Raw genomic sequence first — 13169 nt, forward strand, 5'->3', positions numbered from 1 at the left:
TTAGTCGTTGGGGGTTCTCTATCCATCTGTGAAGACCGATGCCTGCTAAACACACTTCAGTACGACGCGACCACAGTTCGAGAGCCGTCCGAACCGGCGTTCCAGTAAGCAGCGTCGGCGAAATAGTCCGCCGAGCGAACCGCGCGCTGGTCGGCCTGTTCTGGGCCGCCGTCGCCACGCTCACCGTCGCCGGCGGCGTCGCGGTCATCACCTCGTTCGAGGGCGCTGGCGCGTTCGCCATGGTCGTCGGAACGGCCGTGTTGTTCGTCGCCATCGCCGCCGTCCCGTTCGTCGCTGTCCGTGCCGTCGTCGCCGCGCTGTCTCGCTCGCAGAGCTAACTCCCTGCTTGATATCAGCCGTTTTCGCGCTTTCTCGCCAACGTTCCGGTAGATGCGGTTTTCGCTTACATCACAGCGCAGCCCGGAGTTTTGAGCACCGGCAACATCTAGTTAGGACTCATGAATATAATATTTAGAACAGTCTAATTTCGACATGGCACAGACTCGACGGACTGTCAACGACAGTATCGATTCGAGAACGGATCCTCGATGTGGAGAGAGATCATGACAGGCATCGATTACGACGACGCCGAGACGCTTACGGCGGCGCTGGAAGACCGCCTGACAGCGACGCTCGCTCCGGATACCGTCAGTCGCCGGTCGGTTCTCGGCGGTATCGGCGTCGCCGGAAGTGCCGCCCTCGGCCTCTCCGGAACGGGCGCGGCGGACGGCGACCACGACGACGATGAACACGGAAACTTCGGCCCGAACGGCGAGTATGGGGACGAGAATTTCGACCCGCACGACTTCTTACGGACGTTCAACACGGGCGGCGAGGGCCAGGACAACGTGAACGAGAGCGTCTACGAGGAGGACGGACAAACGGTGCGACACTTCACGCTCACCGCCGTGGACACGACGATCACCATCGCGCCGGGCGTCGAGTTCGACGCATGGACGTTCAACGGGCAGGTCCCCGGTCCGACGCTCCGCGTCGTGGAGGGCGACACCATCCGAGTGACGTTCGTCAACGGGAGCTCACACGCTCACACCATCCATCCGCACGTGAAAAACGTCGATCCGCGGATGGACGGTACCCCGCAGAACGGCCCCGGCGTCCTCGAAACCGGCGAGGAATTCACCTACGAGTGGGAGGCCCAACCGGCAGGCCTGCACTTCTATCACTGTCACTCGCTCCCCCTGAAAGAACACTTCCACCGAGGCCTGTACGGGGTTATCGTCGTCGACCCGGACCCCGATCGGGTCCGCGAAAATCCACGCGAGTACGTCTCCGGAAACCGTCCCGTCTCCGACGAATACGCCGCGGAACTCGTCGAGACGGCCAAAACGCGCAACCACGAGTACTCCGAGAACGCCCGCTACGACGAAATGGTGATGGTGATGAACGGGTTCGACACCAACTTCGATGGCGAGAACGAGGTGTACGCCGCCAACACGCGCGCATTCGCCTACGGCGTCGGGTCGACCGACGCCAACGGTGAGTGGGAAGCCGGCGAAACGATCCGTCCCATCCAGATCGACAAGAACCAGCGCCAGCGCGTGTACTTGCTCAACGCGACGGAGTTCGACCCGATCAACTCCTTTCACACGCACTCGCAGTTCTACGATTACTACGACCACGGGACGACGCTAGAACCCACTCACAGCACCGTCGACACCGTCATGCAGTGTCAGGCTCAGCGGGGGATACTCGAACTCGACTACTCCGACCACGAGCAGGGTCTGTACATGTTTCACGCCCACCAGTCGGAGTTCGCCGAACTCGGCTGGATGAGCTTCTTCGAGGTGGTCTGAATGACGGACGCAGACGCTTCCACGGACGGCGGCACCGCGACGGACCGCGTGAACGTGCCTTTCGGTCTGCCCCGATGGGTGGCTGCAGCGGTGCCGTTGCTGCTACTGGCGCTCATCGTGGGATGGTTTCTGGTCGCACCGCCGTTAGGCGGCGTCCAGTCCGGCGAACCGCTGCCGGACGTGACGGTGAGCCACGCGACGCTACCGGACGACGGCACCGTCGTGTTACACGTCGTGAACAACGGTCCCGAACCGGTGACGGTCTCGCAGGTGCTTGTCGACGAGGCGTACTGGCAACACACGGTGACGAGCGGCGGCGAAGAGACGCGAACGCTCGCACCCGGACAGGGCGCGACCGTGCGGGTCCCCTACCACTGGCAACCGGGATGGGATCTCGACGTCGCCCTCGTCCTCTCCGACGGAACGACGGTCCATCACGACATCGAAGCACCGCAACCGACGCCCGGAATGACGGCGGGAACGCTCGGGACGCTCGCGCTGGTGGGACTGTTCGTCGGCGTGATCCCTGTTGCGCTCGGCATGCTCTGGTTCCCGTTCATGCAGGGTATGCGCGACCGCTGGCTCCACGCCGTGCTCGCCTTCTCCGCGGGTGTCCTCGCCTTCCTCGGCTTCGACGGCGGCTTCGAGGCGTTCGAGGTGGCGCAGGATATCCCCGGCGCTTACGAGGGCCACCTGCTGGTCGTCCTCGGTGTCCTCGGAGCGATGCTCGTCGTCCAATCCGTTACTGCCTGGAGCGCCGACGACCGAGGGAGCGGCCTCGCTCTTGCGTACATGATCGCCGTCGGTATCGGCCTACACAACCTCGCAGAGGGACTCGCGATCGGTAGCGCGTTCGCGCTCGGTCGGATGTCCCTCGGCGCGTTCCTCGTCGTGGGGTTCATGATCCACAACGTCACGGAGGGACCGGCCGTGGTCGCACCGGTGGCCCGCGGCGAGCGCCCCGCGCTCGGGCACTTCGTCGCCATCGGCGCGATCGCCGGTGCGCCGGTCATCCTCGGCGGCTGGATCGGCGGATTCGCCTTTTCGCCGACCCTGGGTGCCTTCTTCCTCGCACTCGGCGTCGGAGCTATCGCGCAGGTCGTCTGGGAGATAGCCGACATGGTCCGCGACCGAGGTGGTCGCCTCGGTAGCGCGACGAACGCCATCGCGTTCCTCGGCGGCCTCGTCGTGATGTACGCAACTGACCTGTTAGTGATGATCTGACGGCCGTTCGACGGCAGGCCGACGCTGACTGACCGCGACCCTTTTTTCGTCCGCGCCCCTCTCTCCAGTCGTGCGAGAGTTCGGGTTTGAACTGGCGCTGTGTGCCCACTTGGAGGACCCAGAGACGCTCGTCGCCCGACAGCTAGGCGGCGGTGTCGCCGCTCCCGGAAACCGTATCCTCGATGTCGTTACCGTGACCCCTGGCCCGGAGTTCGACGCCCGAACGGAGATAACGCCGGCACGGATCCCCGCCCTCGCCGTCGAGAGCGACGTGGGGCCCGGCCGCTTCCGGTACTGGAAGGACGCGTTCGACTGCCACCCGGACCGCGCCCGCGACGTGGTCGACCGCGCCGTCGATGTCGGCTTTTTCGAGCGAGAGCGACGGGGCAACCGCGACTACGTCCGACAGGTCGCCCGGTATCCGGACTGGTTCGGCCGGATCCGAGCCATCGAAAACAAACCCGATCTCGGCTCGCCGGGCGCGCTCCGTCGCCAGTTACGGACGGATGTCAGCCTTGCTCTCGCGGACGAAGTCGTCCTCGCGACCGAGAGCCACGTCACCCGTGCGCATCTGAACCGCATCCCCGACGAGGTCGGCGTCTGGCGGTTCGACCCCCCCGACGGCGTCGAGGTGGTTCAACCGCCGACGCCGCTCCCCGTCGATGCGGGCGGTATCGAACTCGTCGAAGAACACCCAGGTCGCGCCGAGATACGGCCAGTCACCGCCGCAGAGAAATCTCAGTACCGTCGCCGCCTGGCAGAACGCGCCTACGGCAAGGGGTGGCGACCCGACGAGTTTCCGGCCTGCCGGCGGGCCACGGTCGAGCGCGGCGGCGTTCCGCGCTGTGACTGGCACGGCCGCGTCGTCGACCCGGGAAACGAATGCGGACCGGACTGTCCGGAGTACGCACCCGACGACGGCCCCACTGTCGACGCCGCCGCCGAACGCGCGGACCGGTCACCGTGGGTCGACGATCCCGACGGCGTCGCGCGGCGACAGGCGGGTCTCGACTGGTTCTCTTATAGTGGTCACTGAAAATCAATACACACCTGATCGCACGACGGCAATGCGATCAGCGTGTAAATCGTTTCAGTGACTACTATTGCTCTGTGCCTCGTCGAGCCAGTCCGGCTCTTCGACCGTCGTCGACCCGATGTCTCGCGTCGCGTAACGGAGTGAGAGTTCCTGGGTCGAGTCGGACTCCCGGGTGTAATCGACGGTGTACTCGTACATCACGCCGTCTTCGGTCACGAGCAGCGTCGCGGAGAGGTCACTGATGTTGTCCTCGCTGGCGTCGGTCGGCAGTGCGCTGTAGTTGGCGACGCCGGTCGCCTCGTACCGGGTGACACCGACGCCCTCGTGGGTTTCGGTGCCGCGCTGTTCCCACTCGAAGGCGTCGATGTTGTCCGTGTTGACGGACGCAGACGCGGTCTCCGCGTTCTGAGTCGTCTCGTACCGTGTTTCGCCGCCCTCGGGGACCACCTTCTCGTAGGTGACATTATCGGCCATGTACCGGTAGGTAGTCCGGTTGCCGAACAGGCTGGCAGACTGGACGACGTACTGACGGTCGTTTTCCAGGTCGACCTTCCCCCGGGTGTCCTGCGTGATCGAGGACTCGTCGCTCGTCAGTGAAATGTTGACCTCGGCTGTGTACGATCCGGCCGAACGGAGCGTGTCGCGGTGGCTCTCGTTTAGCATTTCGCCGGTGAGTTCATCGCCGGATTCGGTGTACGGTTCGACCCCGCTATCCCCGTCGTCGTTCCCGAAGATACCCGTCACGCCGGAACAACCGGCCGTGAGGACGATCACGGTGACGAAAAGCGTCGCGAGGATTCGTCGAACGGACTGCGTTTTCGAGCGTTTCATAATCTGATTGGCATTTAGCCCGGTTTTATACTGACGGTTTTTCCTCCGGACGGACGTACCGAACTCGGCCCCAGATCGGCGGGAGAGACGGCACGATTCACGTCTCTTCGGCCGCGAACTCTTCACTGACGTACCACAGCAGAGCGAGGACCATCGCCGCACCGGTGACGACGACGCCGAGGCCGAACCAGTCGACGCCGCCGCCCGACAACAGCGACCCGAGGACGTAGCCGGCGGCGACTACAGCGACGAGGCCGACCAGCCGCGATCCCTCCCGCAGGCCGCTCACAGTTCGTACACCTCTCCGTCGACCGCGAGCGGTTCCTCGAACGCCTCCGCGGCCGGATAGAAGTGTGCAAGGTGGACCAGTCGGGTCCGGGCGGCGTCCAGGTCGTCGGCGAGCGCCAGCGCCCCCTCGCGAGTCATGTGTTTCGTGCCGAACGTCCGCGGGACGCCGTCCGCCCCCTCGTGACGGCCGCCGAGCGGGTGATGCTCGCAGAGACTGGCGGGAACGATAGCGTCCGCGAGCAGGAGGTCGGGGTCCGCGAGTCGCTCCCGGGACTCGTCCGGGATAGCGTAGTTCGTATCACCCGAGAGCGATAGCTTCGCGCCCGTATCGGGGTCCTCGACGACGACGCCGTAACAGACCAGCGGCGGGTGGTCGACGGGAACCAGCGTCACGTCGAAGCCGCAGGCCCGAAACGTCGACAGCGGCGACCGCGGTTCGACTGTCACGGCGTCGAGATAGTCGTACTTCCGCTCGACCGTCTCCGCGACGCTCTCGCCGGTTTCCGGGTCCGTCTCGTCGGCGGCGTACACCGGTACGTCGTCGAGCAGGCGGTATGCGTTGCCGAGTCCGTCGAGGTGGTCGAAATGGACGTGTGAAACGAGGATACCGTCGGGCAGGTCGACGTCCTGTGTGAGAAACTGGTGCCGAAAGTCCGGACTGGCGTCGACCAGCAGCGACTCGCCCGTTCGGTCGTTGCGGACGTGGACGGAGAACCGGGTTCGTTCGACTCCCATCTCCGAGGCCTGCTCGCACGTTTCGCAGTCGCACCCGGGGGTCGGCGTCCCCGTCGTGTCGCCGGTGCCGAGCAGGGTGACTCGCATCAGTGGTCGTGAGAGTGGTCGTGTCCGCTGCCTCCATCACTCGACCCGCCGATGTCGCCGCCGGCGACCAGCGCGTCGTGGTCGCCCTCGATCATGTCCATGTTTTTCAGCGTGTCGCGCTCCTCGAAGTCGGCGACGGCGTCTTCGAGGTCCTGCTGGGTGAGCGTCGTCCGCTCTTCGGTCAGCGCGTCGAGCACCGCCTCGCGGAGCACCATCCGGAGGTCGCTGCCGGTCAGTCCCTCCGTCAGGTCGGCGATCCCCTCGGGGTCGAACTCGTCGATGTCCATCGCCCGGGTGATCACTCTGAGGATGTCCGCCCGCATCCCGAGGTCCGGTTTGGGGAAGTTGACGATCTCGTCGAACCGCCGCCATGCCGCGGCGTCTAACTGGTCGGGGTGGTTCGTCGCGCCGATGAGCAAGACGTCGTCCTGGATGAGACTGATGTCGTCGATGCTCTTGAGCAGGGTGTTGACGGCCCGCTTGATAGCGGCGTGTTCGTCGGACGAGCGGGTTTTGGCGACGAAGTCGAACTCGTCCATGAAGAGGATACAGGGCGAGAGCCGCTTCGCTACCTCGAACACCTTCTCGACGTTCTTGGCCGTCTCGCCGAGATACTGGCTTGTGATCATCGACAGTTTCACCTCGACGAACGGCAGGTCGAGGTTGTGCGCCAGCGCCCGGGCGGACGACGTCTTCCCCGTCCCCGGCGGGCCGACGAACAGCAGTTTCCCTATCTCGCGGAGGCCGATCTTCGCGAGGTACTCGCGGTGTTCGATGGCTTTGACGATCTTGTTGATCTCCGCCTCCTGGTCCTCCGTCAGCACCAGGTCGTCAAGCGTCATCTCTATCTCCTCCGGCGCGCGGATGTCGACGAGGTCTAACATCTCCTCCTCTTCCTCGTCGTCGAAGTACTCCTCCAGCAGGCTATCTATCCACACGCGGTCGGCCTGGATCGGTCGGTTGGCCTCCCGCGCGCTTTCGTACTCGACATCGATGCCGTCGGCTCCCTCGAAGTAGTACGCGAGCGTCGGATTACTCCGGATCCGGGCGTCGTCTGCCCGGTCGAGAAACCACTCCTCGGCCATCTCCGACTCGCTGAGCGAGATAGAGCCGGTGAACTCGTCACGTTCCGTAAACATGAGGTCGGAGACGGCGTCCCACGGTCGTTCGATGCCGGTCGCCGACCGCGCGGTATTGTTGGTCACGGACAGCGGCCGTTCGATGCCGCCCGGTTCGTCCTCATCGTCGCCGCCGGTCCAGAACACCTTGCGGTATCGCGGCGGCAGGTCGTTCTCGTCTAAGCTTCGTTCGTCGTCGTACACCCGGGTCGTCAACAGGAACTCGACGACGTCAAGCGCCCCGTCCTTCATTCCCCGAAGGGTTGGGACGGGGGAATCTTAAGGCCGTCGAAGCGCGCAAGCCACTGAACCGCCGGACAGCGTCAGGCTGTTCGCGCCAGCAGTCGGCCCGTCCTGCGTCGCGGTCGTCCGTCGGCTCTCTCCGTGCGGTCGTCCGGTAGAAACTCTCCCCTCTCGCGGTCGTCCGCTGCTCTCTTCCGTACTCGATACCGCTTTACTCCTCGTCGAGATACGCCTCGTCGATGAAGATCACGAACGGGCTACTGTGTAAGTAGCGCTGGAACTGGTGGGCTCGGTAGCCGTCTAGCTTCCGCTCGTAGGCTCCGGCGTCGTTCCGTAACGAGATGATAACCGGCGGCGGGTCCTCGTCGAACTGGCTCGCGTTCGTCGTGCTTTCGACGACGAGTTCGGCGTCGGTCTCGTCCCGGTTGTACTGCTCGGCCTCGAGATACCACGCGACAGGCAGCCTGTCGAACCAGCCGCTCGGTCGAGCCGGGGGCTGGTCGTTGATGGACTCGTTCCGCGCGTTGAACTCGGACCCGTACCACATCACGTCGACGCCCTCGTTCTCCCGGCTTATCTCGTAGACGGTGTTCAGCGTGGGCTTCAGGTCCGAGGACGACTGGGCGTACTGGACGAGTTCGTTGTCGGGGTCGGTTGGGTTCCGGTAGTTCGTCTCCATCACCGCCCCGCCGACCTGCGCCGTCAGGAGCAACAGGAGGATGACCGCCGCGGAGACGCCCACCCCGTCGCCGTCAGCGTACGCGTCGACGCCCCAGCGCCCGATCAGTGCCAGCCCGACCGCGGCGGGCAGAGCGAGCGGGACGAGGGCGTGGATGGTCGCCCACGGCGCGGGAATGTCGGTGATGATCGGGTAGCCGAAGACGCTCACCGCGCCGATGTAGCCGCCCAGGGCGACCACGTCGCGTGGTCCCCGCGACGAGTACCGGTCCGCGACGAACCCGACGACTGCGAGCGCGAGGAGGACAACAGCGCCGTCCTCCATCGTGCTGACGTAGTCGTTCCAGTAGTAGAGGAACTCGTGGTCCTCGCTGGTCCCCCACTGATGCTGGAACTTCCGCCAACTGACGAGTAGCGCGTCCTCGACGACGGCGACGAACATGCCCGGTCGGCCGGCGGCGAGTTCCTCCAGCGACCAGTACAGGCCTATCCCCTCGGTGCCCCCCGCTATGTGGGTCGGATAGTCCGGGTAGCTCCCCTTCCGCGGCGCGTAGAAGAACACGACGACCGCGAAGAACTCGGCGACGACGGCGAGACTCAGGAGGAGTTTCGTCTTCCGGGCGCGAACGGCGTCGGGGAGTCCGGCGAGTAGCCGCCCGCGGTCGTCACGACGGCGAGCGCTGACGGGGTCGAACGTCAGGGCCGCCGCGGCGTACCGTCGCAACTCGCCGTACGGGTTCCGGTTGCGAACGCGGGCGAGAAACAGCCTGTGGTCGAGCAGCAGGACCGCAGCGCCGAGGAGACAGAGCGCGTACACCAGCGCGTTCTCCTTGGTGGTGTACGACAGCGCGTACGACGCCGTCGCCGCGAACAGGTAGCGGTGCTTGCGCGTGTCGTACCACCGGACGAACAGCCCCAGCGCGATGAACGTGAACGCGGCGAGCGGAACGTCGCTCCGCATGAACCGCGAGTAGTAGAGGAGGATCGGGTTGAACGCCAGTACGACGGCCAGCGCGACCACTTCGCTGTCGCGCAGGCGGTCGCGAAACAGCCACGCGGACAGCGGCAGGCAGGCCCCGATCAGCGCGGTCGAGAGCCGCATCGTGAAGTCGTTGGCCCCCAGCGCGGCGAACACCTTGCTGTTGACCAGCGGCAGAAACGGCCCGTGGACGATGGGGCGGTACTCGTGAACCCCAGTCACGGCGTACCGGACCGTCCAGTAGGCGACGCGGGCCTCGTCCTGATGGGTGACCCGCGCGCCGAGGTCGTAGAGGCGGACGACGAGTCCGCCGAGCGTCACGGCGAGGAGGGCAACCGCCGTCCCGCGGCGACCCGAGAGGGCGTCCGGCAGCGAGAACCGGTCGGTCATGATCGTGCCGAGATCAGTAGCGGATAAATGGTTTGTGTGTTGTGATGCGCTCTCGGCGAACCACCGAAAAAGGAAAATACAAGCTCTCCCGGACTGGATAAAACGCGCACCAAGCGATCCGTACTGATCGAATCCACCCATCTACCGAGTCTGTTCTAGGGGGTTGGCTGTCCTGGCGTTCTTCGTCGTCTCTATTTCCGGTCATTGGGAACGTTTCACGACCTCGAGTCGCCCCTGTGGGCGATTGCGATACTTCTCTCCGGGAACCACGACCTGTTGTGGGGGATCGCGCTGACGCTGCTCTTCGTGGGGTGGGTGATAGCTCAGACGAGATACGGGGGAGGATCCCGAAACAGTCCGTAGGCAGTCAAACTCCTTTCGCAACCCTGCTGGTTTTATGCCCATTTAAGTTCGTGAGGAACGTCGATTCGCGCATGGCAAGCGACACGACGCCCGTCATCGTGCGGGCGTACCGAACGCCGCAGGGCAAGGAGGACGGCGTCTTCGCCGACGTGCGGAGCGAGGACCTGTCGATCCCGCTGATCAACGAGATACTCGCCGACACCGGACTCTCCGGGGAGGAGATAGACGACCTGATGTGGGGCTGTGCCCAGCAGCGCGAGGAACAGGACAACAACCTCGCACGGGTGATCGCGTTGCTCTCGGACCTCGGCGAGGACGTTCCCGGTACCACGATCAACCGCTGGTGCGCGTCGTCGATGCAGACTATCATCTCCGCGTCCGACGCCATCCGCGCGGGCCAGCGCGACGCCATCATCGCCGGCGGCGTCGAGTCGATGTCCCGCGTCGAGATGGGCGCGAGCCACAGTTACATCCACCCCCGGATGGCCGAGGAGTACAACGTCGGCGAACTCCAGATGGGGATGACCGCGGAGGAAGTCGCCGAGCGGTTCGACGTTTCCCGCGAGGAGCAAGACGAGTACGCCGCTCGGAGCCAGCAGCGCGCCTGCGCGGCGACCGAGGAGGGCCGCTTCGACGACCAGATAATCCCCATCGAGACCGAGGACGGCCTGGTCGAGGAGGACGAGGGCCTGCGGCCCGGCACGACGAAGGAAAAACTCGCCGAACTCCCGACCGTGTTCAAGAGCGAGGGGACTGTCACGCCGGGCAACGCATCCCAGATCAGCGACGGGGCGGCGGCGACGCTCGTGACGAGCAAGGCGTTCGCAGAGGACCACGGCCTCGACATCATGGCCGAAGTGGGCGCGAACAACGTCGTCGGCGTCGACCCCCGGATCATGGGCGTCGGTCCCGTTCCGGCCACTGAAGGGTTGCTGGAGCGGACCGGCCGCGACATCGACGATTACGACCTCGTCGAACTGAACGAGGCGTTCGCCAGCCAGACGGTGTACAGCCAGCGCCAACTCGGCGTCCCGGACGACAAGTTCAACGTCAACGGCGGTGCCATCGCCATCGGTCACCCGCTGGGGACCAGCGGCGCGCGCCTCCCGGTAACGCTGATCCACGAACTCATCAGGCGCGACGGCGACCGCGGCCTCGCGACGCTCTGTGTCGGGTTCGGCCAGGGCGCTGCTATCGAGTTCCAGCGTTAAACGATGTCCTCGTAGCGCGCCCCGGTCTGTTTCAGCGTCTCCGTCGAGTAGAGGCGCTCGTGGTCGTAGGGGAGATGTTCGGCCGCGAGTTCGTCTATCTTCTCGTCGACGGCGTCGGGGTCGCGGCCGTGTATCATCGTGAACACGCTGTAGGGCCACCCCTGTTCCTCGCGGCGCGGTCGGTGATAACACAGCGTCACGTAGGGGAGGCTGCCGACGGCGGTACCGCGGTCGTCAAGGTCCTCGTCGGGCACGTCCCAGACGACCATACAGTTGCTGTCGAACCCGGTGACGACGTGGTTGACGACGCAGCCGATCCGCTTGATACAGCCGTCATCGCGCAGGCGTTCGATGGCCGCGAGAACGTCGTCGACGCCGGCGTCCAGCGCGTCCGCGACGTCCTCGTACGGCGTCGCAGTTAACGGGAAGCCGTCCTGTATTTCGAGGAGGAGGTTCCCCTCGAATTCGCTCAGGTCGCCGGCAGCGCTCTCGCTGATCCGGGTTGCGTCGACCGACGTCCCCCGGAGCGCTTGCGGAGTCTCTCCGCTTGCGGATCCCGCGGAGCGCGGCTCCTCGCCGCTCTCTCTGGCGAACCGGTCGCGGTTCATCACGGGAAACTCCAGGTCGATGTAGTAGTCCGTCAACATCGGGAGGTTCAACACCTCACAGCCGGTCCGCTCCTCTATCTCGTCGAGGATTTCGTCCCGCCGATCCAGCGAAGCGGCCGTGACGACGAACCACACGTTCCACTCGTGGTCGCGCCGATAATTGTGGTTCACCTGCGAATACCCGTTTATCGTCTCGGCCACCTCGTCGAAGCGGTCCTCGGGGGCCTGGACGGCCGCGAGCGTTGAACTGCCGATCACCGGCGGGTTCAGGACGGGGCCGAACCGCCGGAAGATGCCCTCCTCAGCGAGGCGTTCGACGCGGGCCAGCGCGTCCGTCTCGTCCGTACCGATAGCGTCGCCGACGGCCCTGAACGGTCGCCGCTCGACGGGGAACTCGCTCTGGAATCCGTCGACGAGTTTGGCGTCGCAGTCGTCGATACGCTCGCGCCAGTCGCCCGACTGGAGGCTCATTGATCGATATGAGGGTTGGGCGAAGGTACCTTTTTCGGGTCGCTCCGGTCCTCTCCGTTCACGCCCCGATTTCTTTGTTTCGTGAGCCCGTGGATCGGACATGGACATCCCCGATTGCTCCGAACGAACGGTGCTTTTGACCGGCGGGACTCGCGGCATCGGGCGCTTCGCGGCGCGGAAACTCTGTGCGGCCGGGGCGACGCTGCTGCTGGTCGGCCGGAACGCCGAACGCGGCGAGGCGACGGTCGAGCGGATGCGGCGGGCGGGTGCCGACGCTGTGTTTCTCAGGTACGACCTGGCGACCCAGTCGGCGGTTCGGGACCTCGCGGCCGACGTTCGCGACCGCGTCGACCGCCTCGACGCGCTGGTGAACAATGCGGGGTTAGCGCGGGGGAACAGGAGCAGGACGGAGGAGAACGTCCCCACGACGGTCGCCGTCAACCACCTCGCGCCGTACCTATTGACTCACGAACTGATGCCGCTGCTCGCCGACAGCGCGCCCTCCCGAGTCGTCGTCACCGCGTCCGGCGTCCACGAACGGGCCTCCCTCGACAGGACTGACCTCGACCTCACGGGACCGTACGAGGGGTTCGACGCCTACGCCCGGACGAAACTGATGAACGTGCTGTTCGTCTACGAACTCGCCGACCGCCTACGCGGGACGGATATCACCGCCGCTGCGGTCCATCCCGGGTTCATCCCGTCGAGCGGCCTCTACCGCGACAGTTCGGTGTGGGTCCGTGCAGTCATGCGTTTTCTCTCTATCCTCCCGATCGGGCAAAGCGTCGAAGACGGCGGTCTGGCGCTCGCTCACGTCGCCTGTTCCGACGAGGTCGCGGACGCACCCGGACACTACTTCGACGGCACCGACCCCGCCGACCCGGCACCCGCCGCGGAGGACGCCGACCTCCGTCGGGCGCTGTGGGACCGGAGCGCTGAACTGGTCGGCGTCGACCCGGCGTGGCCGACGGTGCAACGCAAGGTCTGAGGCGGATCGTTGGCCTCGTTGAGATCCTTAGAGACGTAGGTTCGAACGGACTGAGGTCAATGCAGTGGGAAAACGAACCGATACGTTCGGAGAGTAGGACTCGTA

At 65.3% G+C, this 13169-nt stretch carries 12 protein-coding genes; 6 read left to right on the forward strand and 6 right to left on the reverse strand.

Annotated features, from left to right (window positions below; translation table 11 throughout):
* Nucleotides 1-38: 38 nt before the first annotated feature.
* From EYW42_RS15425 to EYW42_RS15440, 4 genes are all read left to right on the forward strand, one after another.
* A complete protein-coding gene (locus tag EYW42_RS15425; protein ID WP_135536195.1) occupies nt 39-338 on the forward strand; it encodes a hypothetical protein in 300 nt (99 codons plus the stop codon).
* 225 nt (nt 339-563) lie between these two features.
* Entirely contained in the window at nt 564-1814 is a 1251-nt protein-coding gene (locus tag EYW42_RS15430; protein WP_135536196.1) for a multicopper oxidase domain-containing protein, read from the forward strand.
* The gene (locus EYW42_RS15435; RefSeq protein WP_135536197.1) at nt 1815-3038 is read left to right on the forward strand and encodes a ZIP family metal transporter; all 1224 of its coding nucleotides are present in this window, start codon (nt 1815-1817) and stop codon (nt 3036-3038) included. It begins immediately after the preceding gene.
* Between the two features lie 70 nt (nt 3039-3108).
* Nucleotides 3109-4074 (forward strand): DUF5787 family protein, encoded by a 966-nt coding sequence (locus EYW42_RS15440; RefSeq protein ID WP_135536198.1) that lies wholly within the window; start codon nt 3109-3111, stop codon nt 4072-4074.
* A gap of 54 nt (nt 4075-4128) precedes the next feature.
* Here the strand turns inward: EYW42_RS15440 and EYW42_RS15445 are convergent, their stop codons facing one another.
* From EYW42_RS15445 to EYW42_RS15465, 5 genes are all read right to left on the reverse strand, one after another.
* Nucleotides 4129-4905 carry a DUF7537 family lipoprotein gene (locus EYW42_RS15445; RefSeq protein ID WP_135536199.1) on the reverse strand — a complete coding sequence of 259 codons (777 nt, stop codon included), beginning with the start codon at nt 4903-4905 and terminating at the stop codon, nt 4129-4131.
* A 97-nt stretch (nt 4906-5002) separates the two neighbouring features.
* Nucleotides 5003-5194, reverse strand: a complete 192-nt coding sequence (locus tag EYW42_RS15450; RefSeq protein ID WP_135536200.1) for a hypothetical protein — start codon at nt 5192-5194, stop codon at nt 5003-5005.
* A complete protein-coding gene (locus tag EYW42_RS15455) occupies nt 5191-6015 on the reverse strand; it encodes an MBL fold metallo-hydrolase (RefSeq protein WP_135536201.1) in 825 nt (274 codons plus the stop codon). Before EYW42_RS15455 ends, EYW42_RS15450 begins: the two co-directional genes overlap by 4 nt.
* Nucleotides 6015-7385: an ATP-binding protein gene (locus EYW42_RS15460; RefSeq protein WP_135536202.1), complete on the reverse strand. Its 1371-nt coding sequence runs from the start codon at nt 7383-7385 to the stop codon at nt 6015-6017. The genes EYW42_RS15455 and EYW42_RS15460 overlap by 1 nt, the downstream gene beginning before the upstream one ends.
* A 202-nt stretch (nt 7386-7587) precedes the next feature.
* Complete coding sequence (locus tag EYW42_RS15465) at nt 7588-9423, reverse strand: flippase activity-associated protein Agl23 (protein ID WP_161972967.1); 1836 nt, start codon at nt 9421-9423, stop codon at nt 7588-7590.
* Between the two features lie 434 nt (nt 9424-9857).
* Here EYW42_RS15465 and EYW42_RS15470 point away from each other — a divergent pair, with 434 nt between their 5' ends.
* The gene (locus EYW42_RS15470) at nt 9858-10997 is read left to right on the forward strand and encodes a thiolase family protein (protein ID WP_135536204.1); all 1140 of its coding nucleotides are present in this window, start codon (nt 9858-9860) and stop codon (nt 10995-10997) included.
* Here the strand turns inward: EYW42_RS15470 and ahbB are convergent.
* Nucleotides 10994-12076 carry a siroheme decarboxylase subunit beta gene (ahbB, locus tag EYW42_RS15475; protein ID WP_135536205.1) on the reverse strand — a complete coding sequence of 361 codons (1083 nt, stop codon included), beginning with the start codon at nt 12074-12076 and terminating at the stop codon, nt 10994-10996. The two genes, EYW42_RS15470 and ahbB, sit on opposite strands and share 4 nt — an antisense overlap.
* Before the next feature lie 100 nt (nt 12077-12176).
* On the opposite strand from ahbB, the gene EYW42_RS15480 reads away from it, so the two are divergent.
* The gene (locus tag EYW42_RS15480; protein ID WP_135536206.1) at nt 12177-13064 is read left to right on the forward strand and encodes an SDR family NAD(P)-dependent oxidoreductase; all 888 of its coding nucleotides are present in this window, start codon (nt 12177-12179) and stop codon (nt 13062-13064) included.
* Nucleotides 13065-13169: the final 105 nt, after the last annotated feature.

The organism is Halostella pelagica (genome assembly GCF_004762015.1).
Lineage (GTDB): Archaea > Halobacteriota > Halobacteria > Halobacteriales > Natronoarchaeaceae > Halostella > Halostella pelagica.